The 24,378-nt window shown below is 32.1% G+C and carries 23 protein-coding genes; 13 read left to right on the forward strand and 10 right to left on the reverse strand.

Annotated features, from left to right (window positions below):
- Positions 1 to 258: 258 nt before the first annotated feature.
- Entirely contained in the window at positions 259 to 702 is a 444-nt protein-coding gene (locus P6733_RS08000; protein WP_306352118.1) for a DUF4268 domain-containing protein, read from the reverse strand.
- Positions 703 to 785: 83 nt separating this feature from the next.
- On the opposite strand from P6733_RS08000, the gene P6733_RS08005 reads away from it, so the two are divergent.
- Together P6733_RS08005 and P6733_RS08010 are read left to right on the forward strand one after the other, a co-directional pair.
- Positions 786 to 1,448, forward strand: coding sequence for an NUDIX hydrolase (locus P6733_RS08005; RefSeq protein ID WP_306352120.1), 663 nt, complete (start codon positions 786 to 788; stop codon positions 1,446 to 1,448).
- A 53-nt stretch (positions 1,449 to 1,501) separates the two neighbouring features.
- Entirely contained in the window at positions 1,502 to 2,305 is an 804-nt protein-coding gene (locus P6733_RS08010; RefSeq protein ID WP_306352122.1) for a lysophospholipid acyltransferase family protein, read from the forward strand.
- Positions 2,306 to 2,307: 2 nt separating this feature from the next.
- On the opposite strand, the gene P6733_RS08015 is transcribed toward P6733_RS08010, so the two are convergent.
- Both P6733_RS08015 and P6733_RS08020 read right to left on the reverse strand, forming a co-directional pair.
- On the reverse strand, positions 2,308 to 2,952 hold the full coding sequence (locus P6733_RS08015; protein WP_306352124.1) for a hypothetical protein: 645 nt from the start codon (positions 2,950 to 2,952) through the stop codon (positions 2,308 to 2,310).
- Positions 2,953 to 2,961: 9 nt separating this feature from the next.
- Positions 2,962 to 3,456 carry an RNA polymerase sigma factor gene (locus tag P6733_RS08020; RefSeq protein ID WP_306352126.1) on the reverse strand — a complete coding sequence of 165 codons (495 nt, stop codon included), beginning with the start codon at positions 3,454 to 3,456 and terminating at the stop codon, positions 2,962 to 2,964.
- Positions 3,457 to 3,608: 152 nt separating this feature from the next.
- On the opposite strand from P6733_RS08020, the gene P6733_RS08025 reads away from it, so the two are divergent.
- Positions 3,609 to 4,913, forward strand: coding sequence for an NAD(P)/FAD-dependent oxidoreductase (locus P6733_RS08025; protein ID WP_306352128.1), 1,305 nt, complete (start codon positions 3,609 to 3,611; stop codon positions 4,911 to 4,913).
- Here the strand turns inward: P6733_RS08025 and P6733_RS08030 are convergent.
- Positions 4,908 to 5,972, reverse strand: a complete 1,065-nt coding sequence (locus P6733_RS08030; protein WP_306352130.1) for a DUF3810 domain-containing protein — start codon at positions 5,970 to 5,972, stop codon at positions 4,908 to 4,910. The two genes, P6733_RS08025 and P6733_RS08030, sit on opposite strands and share 6 nt — an antisense overlap.
- A gap of 168 nt (positions 5,973 to 6,140) precedes the next feature.
- Here P6733_RS08030 and P6733_RS08035 point away from each other — a divergent pair, with 168 nt between their 5' ends.
- Both P6733_RS08035 and P6733_RS08040 read left to right on the forward strand, forming a co-directional pair.
- Complete coding sequence (locus tag P6733_RS08035) at positions 6,141 to 6,401, forward strand: (2Fe-2S) ferredoxin domain-containing protein (protein ID WP_306352132.1); 261 nt, start codon at positions 6,141 to 6,143, stop codon at positions 6,399 to 6,401.
- A 145-nt stretch (positions 6,402 to 6,546) separates the two neighbouring features.
- Complete coding sequence (locus P6733_RS08040; protein WP_306352134.1) at positions 6,547 to 8,010, forward strand: aminoacyl-histidine dipeptidase; 1,464 nt, start codon at positions 6,547 to 6,549, stop codon at positions 8,008 to 8,010.
- 61 nt (positions 8,011 to 8,071) lie between these two features.
- On the opposite strand, the gene P6733_RS08045 is transcribed toward P6733_RS08040, so the two are convergent.
- A complete protein-coding gene (locus tag P6733_RS08045) occupies positions 8,072 to 8,572 on the reverse strand; it encodes a DUF6265 family protein (protein WP_306352136.1) in 501 nt (166 codons plus the stop codon).
- Positions 8,573 to 8,584: 12 nt separating this feature from the next.
- The gene (locus tag P6733_RS08050) at positions 8,585 to 9,079 is read right to left on the reverse strand and encodes an SRPBCC family protein (protein WP_306352138.1); all 495 of its coding nucleotides are present in this window, start codon (positions 9,077 to 9,079) and stop codon (positions 8,585 to 8,587) included.
- A 106-nt stretch (positions 9,080 to 9,185) separates the two neighbouring features.
- Here P6733_RS08050 and prfA point away from each other — a divergent pair, with 106 nt between their 5' ends.
- Positions 9,186 to 10,262: a peptide chain release factor 1 gene (prfA, locus tag P6733_RS08055; RefSeq protein ID WP_306352140.1), complete on the forward strand. Its 1,077-nt coding sequence runs from the start codon at positions 9,186 to 9,188 to the stop codon at positions 10,260 to 10,262.
- A gap of 121 nt (positions 10,263 to 10,383) precedes the next feature.
- Entirely contained in the window at positions 10,384 to 11,199 is an 816-nt protein-coding gene (gene pyrF, locus P6733_RS08060) for an orotidine-5'-phosphate decarboxylase (protein ID WP_306352142.1), read from the forward strand.
- Positions 11,200 to 11,314: 115 nt separating this feature from the next.
- On the opposite strand, the gene P6733_RS08065 is transcribed toward pyrF, so the two are convergent.
- On the reverse strand, positions 11,315 to 11,947 hold the full coding sequence (locus tag P6733_RS08065) for a nitroreductase family protein (RefSeq protein ID WP_306352144.1): 633 nt from the start codon (positions 11,945 to 11,947) through the stop codon (positions 11,315 to 11,317).
- A 110-nt stretch (positions 11,948 to 12,057) separates the two neighbouring features.
- On the opposite strand from P6733_RS08065, the gene P6733_RS08070 reads away from it, so the two are divergent.
- On the forward strand, positions 12,058 to 12,408 hold the full coding sequence (locus tag P6733_RS08070; protein WP_306352146.1) for a winged helix-turn-helix transcriptional regulator: 351 nt from the start codon (positions 12,058 to 12,060) through the stop codon (positions 12,406 to 12,408).
- A gap of 20 nt (positions 12,409 to 12,428) precedes the next feature.
- Positions 12,429 to 13,232 (forward strand): ABC transporter substrate-binding protein, encoded by an 804-nt coding sequence (locus tag P6733_RS08075; protein WP_306352148.1) that lies wholly within the window; start codon positions 12,429 to 12,431, stop codon positions 13,230 to 13,232.
- Positions 13,233 to 13,418: 186 nt separating this feature from the next.
- Here P6733_RS08075 and P6733_RS08080 read toward each other — a convergent pair whose 3' ends face one another.
- Complete coding sequence (locus P6733_RS08080; RefSeq protein WP_306352150.1) at positions 13,419 to 14,165, reverse strand: DUF4197 domain-containing protein; 747 nt, start codon at positions 14,163 to 14,165, stop codon at positions 13,419 to 13,421.
- A gap of 364 nt (positions 14,166 to 14,529) precedes the next feature.
- On the opposite strand from P6733_RS08080, the gene P6733_RS08085 reads away from it, so the two are divergent.
- From P6733_RS08085 to P6733_RS08095, 3 genes are all read left to right on the forward strand, one after another.
- Positions 14,530 to 16,014, forward strand: coding sequence for a catalase (locus tag P6733_RS08085; RefSeq protein ID WP_306352152.1), 1,485 nt, complete (start codon positions 14,530 to 14,532; stop codon positions 16,012 to 16,014).
- Between the two features lie 177 nt (positions 16,015 to 16,191).
- Positions 16,192 to 19,632 (forward strand): methylmalonyl-CoA mutase family protein, encoded by a 3,441-nt coding sequence (locus P6733_RS08090; protein WP_306352154.1) that lies wholly within the window; start codon positions 16,192 to 16,194, stop codon positions 19,630 to 19,632.
- A gap of 167 nt (positions 19,633 to 19,799) precedes the next feature.
- Positions 19,800 to 20,930 (forward strand): DUF4236 domain-containing protein, encoded by a 1,131-nt coding sequence (locus P6733_RS08095; RefSeq protein WP_306352156.1) that lies wholly within the window; start codon positions 19,800 to 19,802, stop codon positions 20,928 to 20,930.
- A 55-nt stretch (positions 20,931 to 20,985) separates the two neighbouring features.
- Here the strand turns inward: P6733_RS08095 and P6733_RS08100 are convergent, their stop codons facing one another.
- Complete coding sequence (locus tag P6733_RS08100) at positions 20,986 to 21,735, reverse strand: DUF4377 domain-containing protein (protein WP_306352157.1); 750 nt, start codon at positions 21,733 to 21,735, stop codon at positions 20,986 to 20,988.
- Positions 21,736 to 22,000: 265 nt separating this feature from the next.
- Here P6733_RS08100 and P6733_RS08105 point away from each other — a divergent pair, with 265 nt between their 5' ends.
- Complete coding sequence (locus P6733_RS08105; RefSeq protein ID WP_306352158.1) at positions 22,001 to 22,540, forward strand: hypothetical protein; 540 nt, start codon at positions 22,001 to 22,003, stop codon at positions 22,538 to 22,540.
- Between the two features lie 52 nt (positions 22,541 to 22,592).
- Here P6733_RS08105 and P6733_RS08110 read toward each other — a convergent pair whose 3' ends face one another.
- Positions 22,593 to 24,323, reverse strand: a complete 1,731-nt coding sequence (locus P6733_RS08110; RefSeq protein ID WP_306352160.1) for a M14 family metallopeptidase — start codon at positions 24,321 to 24,323, stop codon at positions 22,593 to 22,595.
- Positions 24,324 to 24,378 lie beyond the last annotated feature (55 nt).

Genomic DNA, 24,378 nt, shown 5'->3' on the forward strand with positions numbered 1-24,378 from the left:
ACGCTTTAAAACAAATTGGAACAAAATACGCAGGTTATACATTAGAAGAAGCTAATGTTGCTGCAGATGGTGAATACAAACTAGTATTAGCAAAAGATGGAGCTAAAGTAACAGCTCTCTTTACTGCAGCTGGGGAATTCATTAGAGAAGCGTAATTAATTAGTGAGTTATTGAGTCAAGTTATATTAAATGCAACCAAAAAAAGACTGTTGGAAACAACAGTCTTTTTTAGTTATGCTATATAATGAACTAATACTACTATGTATTAGTTTCTAAATCTTTGATATAGTCTTGGTATTCGTAGTAAAAACGCTCAAAAGCATCCATTTTTTCAGAGAAAAAGGCATATATAGTATCCCAATTATTTGGATTATTAAGGCTTACAGGAGATAATTCAATCCAAATTCTACTGATTGTTTTTCCACTTTCTAAGAGGAAATCTTTTTCAAAAACTAAATCAGCAATAAATTCATCTTCTAATATATTCTTTAAGGATTCTATTTTTTCGAAATAAATGTTTCTTTTTTCTAAATCTTTATGCTCAATATCAAGTAAAACTTGTGCTTTTTTCTTGTCTACATAAAATTTGAAAGTGAAATCTTTGATTTTTGTATCATACAGCATCCATTTTCGTGGATTTCGTTCTGCGAACTGAATCCAAAATTCTCTCTTTAGTTTTTGACTTTCTTCCTTACTGTACATTCTATTATTTTATAAAGGTTGTTGTTCCAAATTTGTTCATTATCATTTTCTACGGTATCTTTATAATGCATAAGCAATAAAAAATGAAAATGAAAAATGCTCGTTCAATGGATTTTAATAATTTTCTAGATAATTTACCAAAAATAGCAAAAGAAAAACTGTTAGGCATCACAGCACACATAAAAATGGCTCCTTTTGATCGAATTGAGATCATGAAGAATTTTAATCCAGAAATTAAGAAGCCAAAAAAAGCAGCAGTATTAATGTTGTTGTATCCCAAGAATAAAGAAACTCATTTAGTATTAATCGTTAGAAATGAATATCCAGGCGTTCATTCTTCCCAGATTGCATTTCCTGGAGGGAAATATGAAATAGATGATGCATCGTTGGAAGATACTGCATTACGGGAAACATGGGAAGAAGTAGGAGTAGAGAGCTCAAAAATTAAGATTATAAAACCATTCACAGAGATTTATATTCCTCCCAGTAATTTTATGGTTTACCCATTTTTAGGGTATAGTGAAGAAGAAATTGTTTTTATACCAAGTCCTGATGAAGTAGCTGCAATTATTGAATTACCGATTACAGAGTTGTTGAATGAGCAAAATGTTGTAAGTGTGAATATGACAACATCTTATGCTGTAGATATTGATGTTCCAGCTTTTCAAATGCAAAATCATATTGTTTGGGGAGCTACAGCTATGATAATCAGCGAGTTGAAAGAAGTATTAAAATCTACATTATAAGCATAAGATTTTGTAAGTTTGCGATTAAATTTTTTCCAAAAAAAATGTAATATATGAGCTTGTTCAAAAGAAATCCTTTTGGTCATATTCTTTTCTTAAAGAAATGGTTAATACGTGTTTTTGGCGCATTGACGCATAGACGTTATAGAGGTTTTAATGAACTGCAGATAGACGGATCTGAGATAATAAGAAGCTTACCAGAAACAAATGTACTTTTTATATCCAATCACCAAACCTATTTTGCAGATGTTGTAGCGATGTTTCATGTTTTTAATGCTAGTTTAAAAGGTAGAGAAGACAATATAAAAAACATTGGTTATCTATGGCAACCTAAAATGAATATCTACTATGTTGCAGCCAAAGAGACAATGAAGGAAGGTTTATTGCCTAGAATATTAGCTTATGCTGGCGCAATAACAGTTGAACGTACTTGGAGAGCAAAAGGTAAAGAAGTTACAAGAGAAGTCAATCCAAATGATACTGAGAACATCCGAATAGCATTGGAAGATGGATGGGTGATTACTTTCCCACAAGGAACAACAAAACCTTTCAGACCTATTAGAAAAGGTACAGCTCATATCATTAAACAACATAAACCAATTGTAGTACCGATTGTAATCGATGGATTTAGACGTTCATTTGATAAAAAAGGATTACGATTGAAGAAAAAAGGTATACTACAATCTTTTATTATCAAAGAACCATTGGATATCGATTATGAAAATGATACAGTAGAGGAAATCGTTGAAAAAATTGAATTTGCAATTGAACAACATCCTTCATTTTTAAAAGTTATTCCTGCGGAAGAAATTGAAGCGCAAGAAGAACTTAATAAACAAAGGATGTGGGAATACTAATATTATAGATCTATTTTCTGTAATTCAGTATAATTTTTATTTAGTTTTCTTAATAAGAACCCATATACAAGTTTGTAAAATAACCAGTAGGCAACTACAACCACAGCTAATACCAATATTGTAATAATACTAAGTGTTAACCATATTAAATAAGGATGTTTACCACTTCCTATTTTAGAGAATATATCATTTAGTTTTTCATCATACATGTAAGCAGCAATAAACATGGTGAAAAACATGATTACGAGTAAGCCTAAATTATACCAAACATAATATTGAACTGTTTTTCTGGTATTTAAGATGCTTTCCATTAACTGTTTCACAGTATCCGTAGTTGATATTTTTTTAAAGTTTTTGTAAAAAAGAATTATAAAAATAAAACAGATAATATAATTGGTATACGTAAAGAATTTAGTTAATGTAGTTAGGTGATAACTCACCAAAGACTTTTCATAATTGTCATCATTATGGAAAAATCCAATTACAACCCAAAATAAAATTTCTATCACGTTAATAATAAAAAGCCATTTGACAATAGAAGATGATTTTTTATGCAACATAACATAGATATCCTTTTCCGATATTTTCGGAAAGTGATTATCATTTTTCTTCCAATCCTTTTTTAATAAATCTAATTCGTCCATCATTTCTTATTATTACGGATTTACTATTTTTTTTAATTTCCCTTTGATGCGATTCATTTTCACTCTGGCATTTACTTCACTTATTCCTAATGTCTCCGCTATTTCGGTATAATCTTTATCTTCTAAATACATAAAAACTAATGCTTTTTCAATATCATTTAATTGATGAACAGCCTTATATAATAATTTAATCTGCTCCTCCTCTTCGTAGTTATATTCTTCATAATTGAATCGATGTATTTTACTATCAAATTCAATTGTATTTTCTGTTTTTGTTTTTTTTCTGTACAGAGTAATGGCAGTGTTTAAAGCTACTCTGTAGGCCCAAGTAGTAAATTTAGCATCTCCTCTGAACTTCGGATATGCTTTCCATAGTTGAATGGTTATTTCTTGGAATAGATCTTTATGAGCATCATCATTTGAGGTATATAGCCGACAAACCTTATGAATTAAATTCTGATTCTTTTGGATTTGTTCAACGAAAGATTGCTCTAATGATAGACTCATATACAATTAGTACCACTTTGATTAAAGTTGTTACAAGTAAAAGTAAATTTAATTAAAAGATATCAAAAATAATAGTCGCTATTCAATTTTGAATGTGGGTTCCTTTGTGGCTTTAGAAGTTTAAATTACATTTGTTAAAAATAGATAGTGTAATGAATATTCTTCGTTCTAATTTCCCAAGAGTTGTAATTATTGGCGGTGGTTTTGCTGGAATTGCGGTAGCTAAAAAATTAAAAAATAAAGGCTTTCAGGTAGTTCTGTTGGATAAACATAACTATCATACGTTCCAACCCTTATTATATCAAGTAGCAACAGGAGGATTGGAAGCAGGATCAATTGCTTATCCTATTCGAAAAGTAGTGCAAGACCATGAAAACTTTTTTTTCCGTTTAGCTCAAGTAAAAGAGGTTGACTCTGTCAATAAAAAAATTATTGCTGATATAGGAACGTTGGATTATGACTATCTTGTTATTGCTACAGGGTCAAAAACCAATTATTTTGGAAACAAAGAAATTGAACGCAATAGTATGTCTATGAAAACGATTCCACAATCGTTGAACATTCGAAGTTTGATTTTAGAAAATTTTGAACAGGCACTATTAGTTAATGATCTGGAAGAAAGACGTAGCTTGATGAATTTTGTTTTAGTAGGAGGTGGACCCACTGGTGTAGAATTAGCGGGAGCATTAGCCGAAATGAAAAAAGCAATTTTACCCAAAGACTATCCAGATTTAGATATCCGAAAAATGGAAATAAATCTTATCCAGAGTGGAGATCGGATTCTGAATACAATGAGTGAAAAAGCATCCCAAAAAGCAGAAGAATTTTTACAAAAATTAGGAGTTACCATTTGGAAAAATACCAGAGTGATGGGGTATGATGGTAAAACGGTTCAAACAAATTCTGATCTTACTTTTGAAACTGCTACTTTCATATGGACAGCTGGTGTTCAGGGTGCGAGTATAAAAGGATTAAATGGGAAATCATTAGCCGAAAAAGTATCCCGTATTCGTGTAAACGAATTCAATCAGGTAGTCGATCAGGAAGCGATATACGCTATTGGAGATGTCGCGCTTATGGAAAGTGAAGAATATCCAGAAGGACATCCTATGATGGCTCAACCCGCATTACAGCAAGGGAAATTATTGGCCGAAAATTTAATCCGAAAAATAAAGAATCAAGAGATGGTTCCTTTTATCTATAAAGATAAAGGATCTATGGCTACAATAGGACGAAACAAAGCCGTTGTAGACTTACCACATTGGCAATTTAATGGTGTTTTTGCCTGGTTTGTATGGATGTTTGTTCATTTATTCTCTTTAATAGGTTTCAAGAACAAAGCAGTGGTACTATTGAATTGGGTTTATAACTATATTCGTTTTGATCGTGAAGCTCGATTAATTATTCGACCATATAAAAAGAAGAGTTTCAATTCATTTACTTCAGATGAATTATAAAGGTTGATTTCTATAATAATTAACTAATAAACCTATAAATTTAGCGTAGGTTTCTAATCCTTCTTTTTGTTGATTTAATTTCAAGTAGTTATCATAAAATACTTTGAAGAAATCCTCTATAGGAGTATTATAACGCAACCAAAAGAGATGACTTTCCTCTATGTTTTTTAAAATTCCAGGATTGATTTTTTGAATTAACTTTTCAAACGTAGCAGGGCTATATTCTTTATAAATGTTCAAACAATACTTTAGAGCATTGATATAACCGGAATATTGGAAGTAAATATCCTCATTTTTTACAGAAGCCAAAAAGCCAATAAAGTTTGCTTCACTTTCTGATGCATATCCTATTTGATGCGCCATTTCATGACAAGTTGTAAGTGGAAATTGATACAAAGGAATTTTATCATTCACCTGAGCTTCGTTGGTAAATGGATTCAAATAACCAGAAAACCCCATATAGGATAAAGGCGTGCTAAATAATGAAGCTTTAATGCTAGAAGGTGTATAAGTGAAAAAATCATATTGATCAGCAAGATGGTTATAACCATTTAGAGTTTTACCAAAAATCTGTTGTGGATGATAAGGAATCACTACTTTTTGAGTGGTATCGCTGGTGATGGAGACTTGAATTGAATTTGTTTTGGAAATGAGTTTTTCTGTAAAGGAAAGTAATTCTGCTTCTGAATAATCCTTATTCAAGTTCATTTTCTCGTAAAGAGGAACTCGATTGTAATTGATTGCCCATAGAAAATAAAACAAAAAATACCCTACTGAAATAAAACTGGTCACACTCAAAATTTGATTTTTCAAATTTGACTTCCAATTTTTTCTGGTTTTCCAAAACCAATGTATAACAGCTAGTATTACAATTGTATATAGAATATCTCCAAATGAAAAAGGAATTTTCCCAAAAGTGAAACGTAAAAACTTAGAAAGATATGGATATATACCATTACTGTAATAGTGCTCTACAAATGCAGGGAAATATGAAAGCGTTTTTAATACTAATAATTGGACGAGTAAGAATAAACTAAGTAAAACCTTTTTGTTTTTCATCTAAAAAATAGTTGCGTTAGGTAAATATAAGAACAAAGAGGGCTTTTATACAAATGAAAGTTTTGTTTCAATGAAAAATTTAAGTGTTTATTTAGAATAATTAAAAATAAATTATTTAATTTTGTCCTGTTATAAAAGCTTAAAAAATAGATTGATACAGTCGCTAAAATGGGAAAGAAAGAAGCTGTGGATAAAGTAATATTTTTCTGTGATGGAAAAAAATGCTGTAAATACAATAAAGACGTTAAAAAATGTTTTAGCGAATTAGTAAATGAAGCTGGACTAAAAGGAGAAGTAAGCATAGAAAAAATGAAATGCAGTGGTATGTGTAAAAAAGCACCTGTATTTTGTATTCAGCCGAAAGACATTTGGAAAGGTGAAGTTTCAGAGAAAAAAGCAAAAAAGCTATTTTTAAAACACATAGCATAGGATACAAATAGATTTACATATTTCGTTTTTTTTATTTAAAATGAAAAACTCAATCAATATTATATTGGTTGAGTTTTTTTAGTTTTATAGTACAGTCAATTCTTCTTTAAAATCCTACCTTTGTAGAAATCAAACTTTAAAAATAATGAGTCAAGAAATAAGAAATTTAGAACCAAAATCAATTTGGAATAAGTTTGCTGATTTAAATGCTGTTCCGCGACCATCAAAAAAAGAAGAACGTGTAATTGCTTTTATGAAAGATTTCGGAAAGCAATTAGGTTTTGAGACTATTGAAGATGAAGTCGGAAATGTGATTATAAAAAAGCCAGCTTCTGCAGGAATGGAAGATCGTAAAACCATTGTAATGCAATCGCATTTGGATATGGTGCATCAAAAAAATACTTCAACAGTATTTGATTTTGATACACAAGGAATCGAAATGTATGTAGATGGAGATTGGGTACGTGCAAAAGGAACAACGCTAGGCGCTGATAATGGTTTAGGTGTTGCTACAATAATGGCAATTTTAGAATCAAAAGATATTGTTCACCCTGCTATTGAAGCCTTGTTTACAATCGATGAAGAGACTGGAATGACGGGTGCAATGGGATTAAAAGGTGGTCTTTTAAAAGGTGAAATCTTATTGAATTTAGATACAGAAGAAGATGATGAAATTGATATCGGATGTGCTGGTGGAGTAGATGTTACTGCTACAAGAAGTTACACTGAAGAAGAAGTTACAGAAGGATCTGTAGGATATACAATCACTGTGAATGGTTTGAATGGCGGACATTCAGGAGTAGATATTCACAAAGGATTAGGGAATGCAAACAAAATTATGAACCGTTTGTTATTTGATAGTTTTGAAAATTTCGGTCTACAAATTGCAGAAATCAACGGAGGTAGTTTAAGAAATGCTATACCTAGAGAAAGTACAGCTACAGTTGTAATTTCAAATATTTTTGATGAAGCTTTTGTATTTGATATGCAAGATGTAATCAATGATATAAAAACAGAATTCAAAACTACTGAGCCAAACTTAGCAATCACAATTGAAAAATCTACTGAGTTACCAAAAAAGGTAATGGATTTAGGAGTTCAGGAAGGATTAATTAGAGCTCTTTACACAGCACATAATGGCGTGTATAGAATGAGTGCTGATATTGCAGATTTAGTAGAAACATCAAATAATATCGCTCGTGTAATTGTAAAAGATGGTGAGATAAAAATTGGATGTTTAACAAGATCATCTGTAGAAAGTTCAAAATTTGATTTAGGAAATGCATTACGTTCAGCATTTGAATTGTTCGGCTGTGAAGTTGAATTAACAGGATCATACCCAGGATGGACTCCAAATGTTGATTCACCGATTCTAAGAGTTTTAGAAACGTTATATGAAAAACAAAATGGAGTAAAACCAAGCGTAGTAGCTTGTCATGCTGGTTTAGAATGTGGAATACTAGGAACAAATTATCCAGATATGGATATGATTTCTTTTGGACCAACAATTAAAGGGGCACACTCTCCAGACGAAAGAGCAAGTATTTCTTCAGTTCAGAAATACTGGAAATTTGTACTGGAAATCTTAAAAAACATTCCAAAGAAATAATTGAATTGGAATCCATAAAAAAAAGCACTTCGTGAGGAAGTGCTTTTTTTATACCTGAGTTTTATTTTTTCTTCATCGGAAAACTTTCCTTTTTCTCTTTTCCATTTTCTAGACCCGAAATTTCGGCAACAAGACTGTTGTCTGAAACTCTATGGTAAGTTATTTTTTGTGGAAAATCATGATTTAGATTTTCAAAGACTAACAAGTCCTTAGTTCCTGTGGTTAGCTCAAATGAAACCGGATTTCCATTGTTTTGATCCTTAATAGTTGGAATATAGAATAAACCATCTCCTTTTTGTTGTAGCATAATACTTTCAGCATGAGCAGTATCCTTTCCTATGATATAATATGTTTTACCGGCAAAAGTACTGTCATTTAATTTAGCCCAAGTTTCAGTTAGTGTTGCTTTCTCTGAAACATTACCCCATTCTCCAATTAGCCAATTGGCTTTTTCAAGATGAGTATATTTAGCACCAGCACCATCTTTTCCCTCTTTATTCTGGCAAGAAAAAAAGGAGATACTTAGGGCAAAAAGAGATAGATAAATGTAATTTTTTTTCATAATTAGAATATATTAATTGTTTAGCATTGGTTTCAAATTGATATTCTTATTTCGTAAATCAAGTCCGCCTTCATAAACAGATTTTAAATTAACGAGGTAAAAAGACCAACCATCATGACATCCCAAGCGGATATTTTTTTTAGAATTGTCATCAGTAGGGATGTTCCTTTGCGTTAATTCAACCAATACATAATCTTTATGATCGGTAAGTTTTACTTCAACAATACAATCTCCTGCAAATGTGAATTGTATAAAATCAGATGGATTTGTTCCAGTGATAGTACCTCTTTCTAGTTCGCTATATAGATACCAGCTCCATTCATAATGAAATCCTTTTTCGATGGATTTTTCTTTAGGTTGTAATTGATTGTTAGAATCTAAAAAATTAGCATTGCTTAAAAACCATTTTTCAATTTCTGTAGCCTTAGTCCAAGCATCGTAAAGTTTTGAAATTGGTGCGTTTATAGCGATTCTTACCGTAAAAGATGTCCAATTAAAATTTTCCATATCAAATGATTATACAATCAAAGTTAGAAAAAAAATATACGAAGCCAATACGGCAAACTAAATACTTTTTTTCGTAATTTTGCACTCCAAATAAAGGTAAAAAAAGATGTTAGATAGACTTCAGATAGTAAAACAACGTTTCGATGAGATTTCCGATTTGATCATTCAACCCGATGTCATTGCGGATCAGAAGCGTTATGTACAATTAAACAAGGAGTACAAAGATTTAAAAGCTTTGGCAGGCAAGCGTGATGAATATGTTACTCTTATGGGTAATATTGAAGAGGCGAATGAAATTATTTCGGATGGAAGTGATGCTGAAATGGTGGAGATGGCAAAAATGCAGTTGGATGAAGCAAAAGATAGATTACCAGAATTAGAAGAAGAAATAAAATTCATGTTGATCCCTAAGGATCCAGAAGATGCTAAAAACGTGATGGTTGAGATCCGTGCAGGTACAGGTGGAGATGAAGCTAGTATTTTTGCAGGAGATTTATTCAGAATGTACACCAAGTATTGTGAAGGAAGAGGGTGGAGAACGAGTGTAGTAGATATGAATGAAGGGACTTCTGGTGGATTCAAAGAGGTAATTTTTGAAGTAACTGGAGAAGATGTATACGGAACATTGAAGTTTGAAGCTGGTGTTCACCGTGTACAACGTGTTCCTCAAACAGAAACACAAGGACGTGTGCATACTTCAGCAGCGACGGTAATGGTTTTACCAGAAGCAGAAGAATTTGATGTTCAAATTGATATGAATGATGTACGTGTTGACTTTTTCTGTTCTTCTGGACCAGGTGGACAATCCGTTAATACAACAAAATCAGCAGTACGTTTAACGCATATTCCAACAGGATTAGTGGCACAATGTCAAGATCAAAAATCACAACATAAAAACAAGGATAAAGCCTTAATGGTATTACGTTCTCGTTTATATGAAATGGAATTAGCGAAAAAACAAGAAGAAGATGCTGCCAAACGTACTTCACAAGTAAGTAGTGGTGACCGTTCTGCAAAAATTCGTACGTATAACTATGCACAAGGACGTGTAACTGATCATAGAGTTGGATTGACATTATATGATTTAGGAAACATCATGAATGGTGATATTCAAAAAATTGTTGACGAATTACAATTGGTAAACAATACAGAAAAATTAAAAGAAGCAAGTGAAGTATTCTAAATAAAGATACCCATTGACGACTAAAAAAATAAAATAAGAGAAAACCACACATTGTATAAAAGCAAGTGTGGTTTTTTTTTAAAGAATTTATAGTAATTAAAAATAAATAACTACAAGCAACATGACTATAGATCAATTAATACAACAGATTAGAATAAAAAAATCATTCTTATGTATTGGCTTAGATGTCGATTTGAACAAAATACCAAAACACCTATTAGAAGAAGAAGATCCGATTTTTGCTTTCAATAAAGCCATCATAGATGCCACACATCATTTGGCGGTATCGTACAAACCAAATACAGCTTTTTATGAAGCGTATGGAATTAAAGGATGGCAATCTTTAGAAAAGACAATTAATTATCTGAATGAAAAATATCCAGAGATTTTTACAATTGCAGATGCAAAAAGAGGAGACATTGGAAATACATCTTCTATGTATGCAAAAGCTTTTTTTGAAGATTTGGGTTTTGATTCCGTAACTGTTGCACCCTATATGGGGAAAGATTCTGTAGAACCTTTTTTAGCTTTTGAAGATAAAGTAACAATTCTATTAGCCCTAACGTCTAATGAAGGAGCCTTTGATTTCCAAACACAAAAGGTAAATGATACAGAACTGTATAAAACAGTTCTGACCACGTCAAAGACTTGGGAAAACAGTGAAAATCTAATGTATGTTGTAGGGGCTACCAAAGCCGAATATTTTCAAGAGGTTCGAAAAATAGTTCCAACTAGTTTTTTATTAGTTCCAGGAGTAGGAGCACAAGGAGGAAATTTACGAGATGTTTGTCAATATGGAATGAACTCGAATGTAGGATTATTGATTAACTCGTCCAGAGGTATTATTTATGCCTCAAATGGTGTTGATTTTGCAGAGAAAGCACAAGCCGAAGCCCTAAAGATTCAAGAAGAAATGAAGTCTATATTGGATGCTTAATGATCAATAGCATTTTATAAAAATAAAAAAAGCCACAAATGATAAAGATTTGTGGCTTTTTAATGAATACAATTTATAATCAATAGGAAAGATTATAGCCTGTATTATAGATAACTTATTTTAATTCAGTGATGAATTCTTCTTTTGGAGTACGTACTTTTTTCAAGTTTACTAACCAGTCATTTTCAACTTCTCTGTAACCTAATGGCATAATAGTCGTACTGCGTAATCCTTTTTCTTTTAAGTTTAATAATACATCTAATTCTGCACTATTAAATCCTTCCATTGGTGTAGAATCTACTTGTTGTTCAGCCGCAGCTGCAAGAGCTGTTCCTAAGGCAATATAAGATTGTTTTGCAGCATGGTGGAAGTTTTCTTCAGTTGTTCTTGATGCGAATATTCCTAGTAACATATTGATGTAGTCGGCAGTAGCACTGTCTGGTAAACCACGTTCTGCATTTCCTCTTGCGAATACATTTCTAATGCGCTCTTCACTATAATCATCCCACGCAGCAAATACGATTAGGTGTGAAGCATCGGTAATTTGGCTTTGACCGCTTGCAACCACTTTAATTTTTTCTAATAAATCTCTGTTTGAAATAACAAATACTTCATAAGGCTGTAACCCTGAAGAAGAAGCAGATAAACGAATTGCTTCTAATATATAGTCAACTTTTTCTTGGGGAACAGTTTGACCATTCATTTTTTTTGTGGCATAACGCCATTTAAGATTATCTATAAGACTCATTTTATTTTCTTTATTTTTAATAAATTGTTTTGGAGCGGCAAAATTAACACTTTTTTGCTATACTTTTGTAACCGCTATACTTAAGTATAGCAAAATTTTAATTTTATGTTATGATCGCAGAGCCAGAAACTAGACAAGAATGTTTAAAATCCTTAATGGCCATAAGAGATTCTCTTGATGCTATAAGTGGAAAGTGGAAATTGCAAATTATTATTGCTGTATGGGCAGGAAATAAGAGGTTTAAAGATATTGAACGACAAATACCCAATATTTCCCCTAGAATGTTATCGAAGGAATTGAAGGACTTAGAAGAGCAGAAATTGCTTAAGCGTAATGTATATGATACTTTACCTGTGACAATAGAATATACGGCAACACAACATGCCGAATCGTTGCGTGGAGTAATTAGTGTACTTCGCGATTGGGGGATTGAACATAGAAAAGTAATTATAGGACGATAATCAGAGAATTTAAGTACAACATGAAAACGTATCAAGATCAGATTGGTTCTACAATTACTTTAGAGAATACACCCAAAAGAATAATTTCCCTAGTTCCCTCTCAAACCGAATTATTATATGATTTAGGTTTAGAGAATAGTATAGTAGGAATTACAAAATTTTGTGTGCATCCCTATCATTTTAAATCTACAAAGAAAATTATTGGCGGGACTAAAAAAGTACATATCGAGAAGATCAGGTTATTAAAACCCGATTTAATTATAGCCAATAAAGAAGAGAATACCCAAGAAATTGTAGAAGCCTTACAAGGTATTGCACCAGTATGGGTGAGTAATATTATTACGTTAGAAGATAATATTGCGATGATTGAACAATTAGGGCAAATGTTAGCTCGAAGAACTGAAGCTCAAAATTTAGTACATAAGATTAATTTCGCCTTTGAGGATTTCAAAAAATTCATTGAACCGATTGAAATTAAAAAAGCAGCCTATTTTATTTGGAAAAACCCATATATGGTTGCAGGTTCAGATAATTTTATTAATGAACTATTAAAGCTAAATAAATTCAAGAATATATACGATGATAAAGGGCGTTATCCCGAAATCGAATTAAAAAAAATGCGTCTTGAAGGAGACCCGGATATAGTATTTCTTTCTTCAGAGCCTTTTCCGTTTAAAGATGAAGATGCATTTGAAATAGGAAGATTTACACATCATGCTAAAACAGTTTTTGTAGATGGGGAGATGTTTTCATGGTATGGAAGTAGGCTATTAAAAGCCTTTGACTACTTTAAAAAAATCCATATCAAACTCCAAAACGATTAATAGAATTTACCTAAAATAAAAATGGTCAGTACTTGTTTGTACTGACCATTCCTGTATAACTAACCCTAACCAAATGATAAAACCATTTATTATACCGCAAAGGTCATGAAAAAAAAGCTTTGCGGGTGTTAAGGCTTTGTTATATATATGTTATTGATTATTAAAATTTTAGCTTTAAAAAAGAGCTTATTTTTTATCCTGTAAAGCAAATACTTTTTGTAACAAATTTGTACTTCTTGCTGGTAAGCTTGTACGAATCTCTTTTTCCTCTACAGAGATCATTTTAAATACACCATCCATAGCTTTGTTTGTAACGTAATCATTTAAATCAGGATTTACTTTACTAACTAATGGAAGATTATTATACTTATTAATAATGGTAGTCCATACTTTATCTGCTCCTACATTTCCTAAAGACTGTTGAACAACAGGATTGAATTTTGAATATAAAGCAGTTGATGTAGAAGTTTTTAAATAATCTGTAGCAGCCACATCATTACCCAATAAGATGTTTTTTGCATCCGTTATTGTCATGTTTTTAATTGCATCTACAAATATTGGTGTTGCTTCTTTTACAGCATCTTCTGCAGCACGATTCAATACTTTAATACCTTCATCAGCAAGACTGCTCATTCCTAATTTACGTAAAGTTTTATCCACTTTTTGTAATTCTTCAGGCAATACAATTTTTACAAGTTCATTTTTGTAAAAACCATCCATAGTGGTTAGTTTAGAAACTTGTTTTGTAATACCACTATTTAAAGCCTCTTTTAAACCAGCAGTGATGTCTGCATTCCCAAGAATAGAAGTTTTTGAAGTATCTTCTTTTGATGTAGTTTTAGTAGTTTGTTGTTTAGCCTTAGTAATTAGTTTCTTCAGTTGTGCTTGTCCTATGAAAGGAATAAATAATGCGACAAGTAATAATTTTTTCATGCGTTTAAATTTTTTTGTAAAGGTAATTAAAAAACGAGTTGATACTTTAAGCGGTATAAATACCTATACTTAGCTTGTTGTTACAGTAAAAACCAAATTTCATGCCGTTTGTAGTCTTACCCGTCAATTTTATTTTTTTTTAGGCAAATTGAACCCAATGAAAAGAGAATCTATTTTATAGAATCATTATAGATTAGGTTCTGTACAATAAGGGAAAACTATTTTTTGTACCTTTATGTAATGCGTTTATTAATACAGGTTTAGCTTATTTTGATAGTTTTTAGTTATTAAAATATAAAAACAATCGATTTTGATTATAATTTGATCCCGCTTACATTTGTACAGAATCAATAAATTATTACTTATGAAAAATGACAAAAAACTAACTACAGCTACCGGAACTCCAGTAGTGGACAATCAAAACATTATGACGGCTGGCCAAAGAGGTCCTGCACTATTACAGGACATCTGGTTTTTAGAAAAAATGGCTCATTTTGACCGTGAAGTTATTCCTGAGAGACGTATGCATGCAAAAGGATCTGCTGCCTATGGAAAATTTAAAGTGACACATGATATTACACAATATACAAAAGCGGCACTTTTTTCTGAAATAGGAAAGGAAACCGATATGTTCGTGCGTTTTTCCACTGTTGCAGGAGAAAGAGGCGCTGCCGATGCAGAACGTGATATTCGTGGTTTTGCAATGAAATTCTATACAGAACAAGGTAACTGGGATTTAGTAGGTAATAATACACCTGTATTCTTCTTAAGAGATCCAATGAAGTTCCCCGATTTAAATCATGCTGTAAAGAGAGATCCTAGAACCAATTTAAGAAGTGCAGATAATAATTGGGATTTCTGGACCTCACTGCCAGAAGCATTACATCAAGTTACTATTGTAATGAGTGATCGTGGAATCCCTAAGTCATACCGACACATGCATGGATTTGGAAGCCATACTTTCAGTTTTATTAATGCTAAAAATGAAAGACATTGGGTTAAATTCCATTTTAGAACACAACAAGGAATTGAAAATTTAAGTGATGCAGATGCAAATCATTTAATTGGAAACGATAGAGAAAGCCATCAAAAAGATTTATACGATAGTATTGAAAAAGGAGATTTTCCATCATGGAAGTTGTTCGTTCAGATTATGACTGAAGAAGAAGCAAATACCTACCATATCAATCCATTCGATTTAACAAAAGTATGGCCACATGGAGATTATCCATTAATTCCTGTAGGAGAATTTACTTTGAATAGAAATCCTGAAAACTATTTTGCAGAAGTAGAACAATCAGCATTCAATCCAGCGAATGTAGTACCAGGAATTAGTTTCTCTCCAGATAAAATGTTACAAGGACGTTTGTTCTCTTATGGCGATACCCAACGTTATAGATTAGGGGTAAACAATTATCAGATTCCTGTAAATGCTTCTAAATGTCCATACCACAGTTACCATCGTGATGGAGCAATGCGTGTTGATGGAAACTTTGGGTCAACAAGAGGATATGAACCAAATAGTTTTGGGGAATGGCAAGATCAAGCAGGTTTTAAAGATCCATCATTAGCAATTCATGGAGATGCGGATCATTGGGATCATAGAGTAGATAATGATTACTATTCTCAACCCGGTAATTTATTTAGATTAATGACTGATGATAAAAAACAATTATTATTCTCAAATACAGCAGCAGCAGTAGGTGGAGCGCAACGATTCATTCAAGCACGCCATGTGAGAAACTGTTTTAGAGCCGATCCAGCCTATGGTGAAGGTGTTGCAAAAGCATTAAATATGACTATGCAGGAAGCCAATAGCTTTGATGATAGTCAGAATAAATATGTATAAATAATCCAGTAATTGGAATAGAATACTTTAGAAATTTAAATTAAAAACGCTCTCATCAAGAACGTTTTTTTTATGAATCTAATTTTTATATTGAATTATGGTTATATATATCGAAGTCTTGCGTTTATATTTTTAAGAATTTTGTAAATTGCCAGCTAAAATTGAGATTAATACAAAATGGAACAAGCAAAACCATATACCCCTAAAAACAAAGTTAGAATTGTTACTGCCGCTTCATTATTTGATGGACATGATGCAGCAATTAATATAATGCGAAGAATTATTCAATCCACAGGGGTTGAGGTCATTCATTTAGGTCATGATAGAAGTGTTGAAGAAGTGGTGAATACTGCCATTCAGGAAGATGCCAATGCAATTGCAATGACTTCATATCAAGGAGGTCATAATGAGTATTTCAAATACATGTATGATTTACTAAAAGAAAAAGGAGCGGGACATATCAAAATCTTCGGAGGAGGAGGAGGAGTAATCTTACCTTCTGAAATTTCGGAATTACATGAATACGGAATTACCCGTATATACTCTCCAGATGATGGAAGAGCCTTAGGTTTACAAGGAATGATTAATGACTTGGTAGAACAATCTGATTATGCGGTAGGAGATGTGTTGAATGGAGAAATTAATCATTTAGAAGAAAAGAATCCAACAGCAATAGCACGTGTTATTTCATCAGCAGAGAACTTCCCAGAAGTAGCCAAAGAAACATTAGATGCTATTCATAAAAAAAATGCATCTTGTAAAACACCAGTATTGGGTATTACAGGAACAGGTGGAGCTGGTAAATCATCTTTAGTAGATGAATTAGTACGTCGTTTTTTAATTGACTTTCCAGAAAAAACAATTGGATTAATATCTGTCGATCCATCAAAACGTAAAACAGGTGGAGCATTACTAGGAGATAGAATTCGTATGAATGCGATAAATAATCCTAGAGTTTATATGCGTTCATTGGCAACAAGACAATCAAATTTAGCCTTGTCAAAATATGTTGCCGAAGCCATCCAGGTATTAAAAGCAGCACAATACGATATCATTATTTTAGAAACTTCAGGAATCGGACAGTCCGATACAGAGATTATGGATCATTCTGATGTTTCATTGTATGTAATGACCCCTGAATTTGGAGCTGCTACACAATTGGAAAAAATTGACATGCTTGATTTTGCCGATTTAGTTGCTATAAACAAGTTTGACAAAAGAGGTTCTTTGGATGCATTGCGTGATGTAAAGAAACAATACCAACGTAACCATAACCTTTGGGATGCAAATCCAGATGATTTACCCGTATTTGGTACTATTGCGTCACAATTTAACGATCCAGGAATGAATACGCTGTACAAAGCGATCATGGATAAAATTGTGGAGAAAACAGAGAGTGAATTAAAATCAACTTTTGAAATCACTCGCGAAATGAGTGAGAAGATATTCGTTATACCACCACACAGAACACGTTATCTTTCTGAAATTTCTGAAAACAATAGAAAGTATGATGAAATTGCAATGTCACAACAACAAGTGGCTCAGAAATTATACGGTATTTTCAAAACGATCGAATCAGTATCAGGAAAAATACCTGTAATTAATAAAGCAGGAATTGATGAAGATTCTGTAGCCATTAGTGCGATTCATGAAAAAGCAGACACTACAATATTTGTAAACTTACTTTTAAAAGAATTTGACCGTGTAAAAATGGGGTTAGATCCATACAATTGGGAAGTAATTCTAACATGGGATCAAAAAGTAAATAAATATAAAAATCCAGTCTATTCCTTTAAAGTGAGAGACAAGGAAATAAAGATACAAACCCATACGGAATCATTATCACACAGTCAGATTCCAAAAGTAGCATTACCTAAATATGAAGCTTGGGGTGATATATTGCGTTGGTGTTTACAAGAAAACGTACCAGGAGAATTTCCTTTTACATCAGGGCTATATCCTTTCAAAAGAGAAGGAGAAGATCCATCCCGTATGTTTGCAGGAGAAGGTGGACCAGAACGTACAAACAAACGTTTCCACTATGTGAGTCAAGGTTTACCTGCAAAACGTTTATCTACCGCTTTTGATAGTGTTACATTATACGGAAATGATCCTCATTTACGTCCTGATATCTATGGTAAAATTGGTAATGCAGGAGTTTCAATCTGTTGTTTAGATGATGCTAAAAAATTATATTCTGGTTTTGATCTAGCCCATGCAATGACATCTGTAAGTATGACCATCAATGGTCCTGCACCAATGTTATTAGGATTCTTTATGAATGCTGCTATTGATCAACAATGCGAATTTTACATTAAAGAAAATGGATTAGAAGCTGAGGTTAATAAAAAGATTGAAGCGATATACAAGAAAAAAGGAGTTCAAAGACCACGATACAATGGAGATTTACCAGAAGGAAATAATGGTTTAGGATTAATGCTTTTGGGTGTTACTGGAGATCAAGTATTACCAGACGATGTGTATCAAGACATAAAAGTAAGAACATTATCACAAGTACGTGGAACTGTTCAAGCAGATATTTTAAAAGAAGATCAAGCACAAAATACTTGTATTTTCTCTACAGAATTTGCTTTACGATTAATGGGAGATGTACAAGAATATTTTATTACAAACAATGTCCGTAATTTCTATTCCGTATCAATTTCAGGATACCATATTGCAGAAGCAGGAGCAAATCCAATTACTCAACTAGTGTTTACTCTATCAAATGGATTTACATATGTAGAGTATTATTTAAGCAGAGGAATGAATATTAATGATTTCGGTCCAAACTTATCATTCTTCTTCTCTAACGGAATTGATCCAGAATATGCTGTAATTGGACGTGTAGCACGAAAAATTTGGGCGAAAGCCATGAAGAATAAATACGGAGCTAACGAACGTGCGCAAATGTTGAAATACCATATCCAAACATCTGGTCGTTCATTACATGCACAAGAGATTGATTTTAATGATATCCGTACTACATTACAAGCTTTATATGCAATCTATGATAACTGTAATTCATTACATACTAATGCATATGATGAAGCAATTACAACACCTACAGAAGAATCTGTACGTCGTGCGATGGCTATACAGTTGATTATTAATAAAGAACTTGGATTAGCTAAGAATGAGAATCCAATTCAAGGATCATTCATTATTGAAGAACTAACTGATTTAGTGGAAGAGGCAGTATTACAAGAATTTGATAGAATTACCGAAAGAGGTGGTGTATTAGGAGCAATGGAAACTATGTACCAACGTTCAAAAATTCAAGAAGAAAGCTTGTACTATGAGACGTTAAAACATACAGGAGAATTCCCAATCATTGGTGTAAATACATTCTTAAGTTCAAAAGGTTCACCAACAGTTGTTCCTGCTGAGGTGATCCGTGCAACGGAAGAAGAAAAACAATTACAAATTGTTACTTTGGATAATTTGCACAAAGCCAATCAAAAAGAAGTACAAGAACAATTGAATATTATTCAGGATGCTGCGATTAAAAATGAGAACCTTTTTGCTCATTTAATGGAAGCAACCAAAGTATGTTCATTAGGTGAAATTACTAGCGCATTGTTCGAAGTAGGAGGACAATACCGTAGAAATATGTAATCTACAATTTCTGATATAAAAAAAGCCTTTCATTATGAAAGGCTTTTTTTATTTAAAAATAAATGAGGAAGTTAAGTTTTCTGGTTTATGGATTTCCGTAATCTCATTCAGTTTGGCTATGGTATTTTAGCAATGAGATTTAAAATTCATAATCAAAAAAATACAATATGGCTTGGAGTTATCGTAAACGAATTAAAATTATTCCTGGGATTCATTTAAATTTTAGTAAAAGAGGAATTAGCACTTCAATTGGGGTGAAAGGAGCAAGTTTAAATATTAGTAGTTCAGGAACCTACTTGAATACTAAAATACCAGTTTTGGATGTTTATTGTCGTACTAAATTATCAGGAAATAATAGAAATACATTTCCCAAAAATAATATGCCAAGTCAAGTTCATTTACCGATTACTCATAATAATATTTTTAGTCTTGATGTGCAAGAAATTACAAGCCAAAATATGCAAGGAGTTAAAGAAGCAATGATTATGGCTTCAAAACAACGTAATGAACTTAGAAGTGATTTATTGAAAATTAATTTAGATTTAAAAAAATCAAAATTTAAACTGAAAATGAGTTATTTCCTGCTGTATGGGTTATTAAAAAAATCAATTGCTGAGGATATAAAAGAAGATATAAAAGAACAAGGAGAAGTTATCACGCAATTACAAGAACACATAGAGAATTCCTATGTAGATTTAAACATAAATTTTGAACCCGAAATAAGTGAAAAATATTATAAGTTAGGGAGTGCATTTAATAGATTAGCAACTTCTAATAAAATATGGGATGTTACTAGTGCAAAATATGAAGATAGAGCTATAACTAGATCATCAGCATCAATAATGGTGACCAAGAAAGAAGTGAAAATTGGATTGAGATCAATTCCAGATTTTAAATCAAAATTCAAAGCATTTTATTTTCAGAATGCAAATGGTGCAGATTTATATTTCTATCCTAATTTCATTATTATGTATTCTTCAAGAACTAGTTTTGCTCTTATTGGTTATAATGAAATTGAATTAGATCAAAGAGCTGTGAGATTTACAGAATCTGGACAAGTTCCAGTTGATTCAATGATTATTGATAATACATGGGCAAAAGTAAATCGAGATGGAAGTCCAGATAGGAGATTTACTGGGAATTATAGGATTCCAGTTGTCAAATATGCTGAAATTACATTACGAACGAATTCTGGATTGAATGAAGAGTATGAATTTAGTAATTATGAATATGCAGAAGCCTTTAGTGATGCTTTTAAAGAATATCAAAATGCAATTAATGCATTAGATCAATTATAATAATAAAAAAAGCCTTTCATAATTATGAAAGGCTTTTTCTTATATAGAATAAAAATTATCTACTTAATTCTAAGACAACTTTATCTTTAATTTTTAGAAGCATTTTAGTTTTAGAAACTTCCTCAAAGTGAGTCACTTTAGCAAGTGTTTCAGTAAACTCATGATCTCTATCTTCTGGACAAGCCATTAATGTAGAACCTGATTTTTTAGTATCAAAAGTGATTGCTTTTTTAGCAGCATCCGCTTTAAATTTGATTCCAAACATTCCATTACAACCAGCATTAGCATTTAAAGAACCATCTTTGTTGAAGGCAATAAAACCTTTAATTGCTTTACCATCTAAACTAACCAAGTCCCATGTACTTTCGAAAGTTGGTTTTTCATTTTCCATTCTAATGTCACTGTTTTTTTTCTCTTTAGCAATAACATTAACCAATTTATAATGGAAAGCAGATGCATCAGCAGGAGGATTTTCTACTGCAGTTCTTAATACCTCTAAATGATATTCGTAACCTTCTTCATAAGTGAAACCTTCGATTGAATCATAAAAAAGTTCCCATTTAGTGCCACCCACAGATTTTGTTAGCATACACTTTTGTTTTGCTACACCTTGACAGTCTACTCTTTTACTAGCTACAATCATTCCATATTGCATAGAAGGAGCAACTTCTTTTGCTGTTGCAGCAACTTTTGTACTATCAGTAGCAACTTCCGTTTTTGTTTCTGTTGGTGTTTCAGTTTTTTTCGGGTTACATTGGATGTTTAAAAATGCTACAAGTAACATTACCATAATTGATTTCTTCATAATGATTTTTTTAAAGATTAAACGTTATAGTGTTGGTGCAAAGATATAAATTATAAAATTAACAAGGTTTTTTTGAGCTTTTTTATCTCATTCAGAGTAGATTAAGTTGTTTTGTGTCTTGGTTTATGTATGTTTAACTTCTTGAAAAACAGTATATAATGTAGGAAAAAGAAGGATAAAATTATGCATTAAACAAATATTCTATTCTTTACATACTATTTATGGTTTGATTTTTGATTACCTTTATGTAATAAATACATACACTATGAAAAAACTACTTTTAATTTTAGCCGTAGTATTCGGCTCAATAGCTATCCAAAGTTGTGAAGGATCTGATGGACCACAAGGGCCTCCGGGACCAACAGCAGAAGTGATAGAGTTAAGAAATTACGATTTTACTGCTGCAAGTAATTATCAGAAAAACATTGCTTTAAATCCAAGATTATTTCCAGGAGATGTAGTAGTAGGATATGTATTATGGGAAACATTTAATGGACAACCAGTATGGAGACCAATGCCTCAAGTTGAGTATTTTCCAAATAATAATGCTCCAGCAGCTCCAAACGGAGAGTTGACGTATAATTATGACTTTACAATAAACGATATCAATATATTCCTTCAATTTAACTTTGATGTTACGACGGTACCAGGATATACAAAAAATCAAACATTCCGTTTTGTATTAGTTCCTGGACAAAATCCTGTAACAGTATCAAAAGGAGCTCCAGCTGTTGATTTGAATGATTATGAAGCTGTGATTAAGTATTATAAAATTGATGAAAGTAAAATTAGAACAGTAAACTAATTTTTTACAGTATAACTAAAAAGAGCGGCAATTGCCGCTCTTTTTTTGTGGTTTATAGTACTCGATAAACAGGGTACTGCATATGTGACTTTTCATAATGATCGGAATTTTGATAAATCCAGTCTAATTGTGCTTCGGCATCATCAGCAAATTTTACATCGCTAGATTTCTTCACATCAAATGCCTTTTTCAAAGTAGGATTATCTTTTAAAATCTGGATGGCCAAATCTTCAAAAACATAGTCAGAATAATGTTCTTTTTGCTGTAATATAGCATCAAAGAAATTCCAATTGAAAAATGAATCACTAGCTTCGGGTTCTAAAGTTGCCAATAAATAACGTACTCCATACTGTTGCGTAGGAATCCATAAATCTCCTTTTTTAAAGACATGCTTTTCTTTTTTCACCGATAGCTTTGTTTTACTGTGCATATAATGCCCTTCAAAAGCAGATTTAGAAGTTTGAAAATCTTCGATACGGTAGCTTTCTACTTCAATTAAAGTGTCCTCAGTAAGTGTTTTATAGATAATATTATTTGCCTTTAATATATCGATTACATTCCACCAAGCTTTTGGAATAATATAAGCTTCAGGAATTGTAATGCGTTTATTCACTACGTATTCATTATAGTACGGAATGTCTTTCCTGAAAGGTTTTTGATCATCATAAAACAGTCGATCTTTTCCAGTAATTTCACTTTTTTTATAACCACCTTCATAACCCAGGAATGGGAATTTTGTAAATTTCGTAGCATCCAATTTCCATTCAATAGGATAAGAAGTGCCCACAGCATAATTAGCCCATTGTTGTTTGCGTAATTCCTTAATTTTAGAATGATTTTTCTCTATGAATTTTAGAGTGCTAATCATGTATTCGTAGGTGACTTTCACACGATCACTATAGTTTTTTAACATGTGAGTTTCTACCATAGAAGAAAAAGTGTTGAACAAAGAAGCATACCCTGTAGAATAACGTGGTAAATCTAGCATTTCTTCAAAGCCTTCATCTGGTTTTTTATTGAAAACATTCACATAAGGAGTAGCTTCAATTTTCTTTTTCTGTAAATCCTTTAATACAGTTGGCATCATCTCTTTGTGGAAATATTCACCAACTTTCCCACCTAATTGTTGATGTTGTGTTGCGATGTAAGTCAGTGTATATTGGTAATTGGCCCCATTACTTACATGGTTGTCTAAGAATACATCGGGTTTTACTTTTTGGAAAATTTGAGCAAAACTTCTCGCATTACGCGTATCACATTTGATAAAGTCTCTATTGAGATCATAATTACGGGCATTACCTCTGAAACCATATAATTCAGGACCATTCTGATTGGTGCGACTGTGGGCATTTCGATTTAATGCACCACCAATGTTATAAATAGGAATATTGACTAAAACAGTATTTTTTGGAATATCAATTTTATGCAGGGCTAAATCACGAAAGAGAAGCATGGTGGCATCAATACCATCCGGTTCACCCGGATGAATCCCATTGTTGATTAAGTAAATAGCTTTATTTTTTTGAATGGCTTCAAAATCAAAATTTTGATCAGGATTAAAGATGACAAGATGTAAAGGCTCACCAGAATCAGTTAATCCCATTTCTTGTATCTGAATTGAAGGGAAGTTTTTGGCTAGTAATTGAAAATAAGCAATAGTTTCTTCATAAGTCGCCGTTTGATTACCATTTCCCTTTTCATAAGGCGTAAGGTAAGTCATGTTATCCTGTGCATTCATGGTAAATAAGATAAAGTAAATAAAAATTGATAGTGCCGATTTCATATTTTTTAAAGAATATAGTTCTAACAAAAATACAGTAAAAAGTAAGGATACAATT

This window comes from Flavobacterium aerium (assembly GCF_030766725.1).
GTDB classification, from domain to species: domain Bacteria; phylum Bacteroidota; class Bacteroidia; order Flavobacteriales; family Flavobacteriaceae; genus Flavobacterium; species Flavobacterium aerium.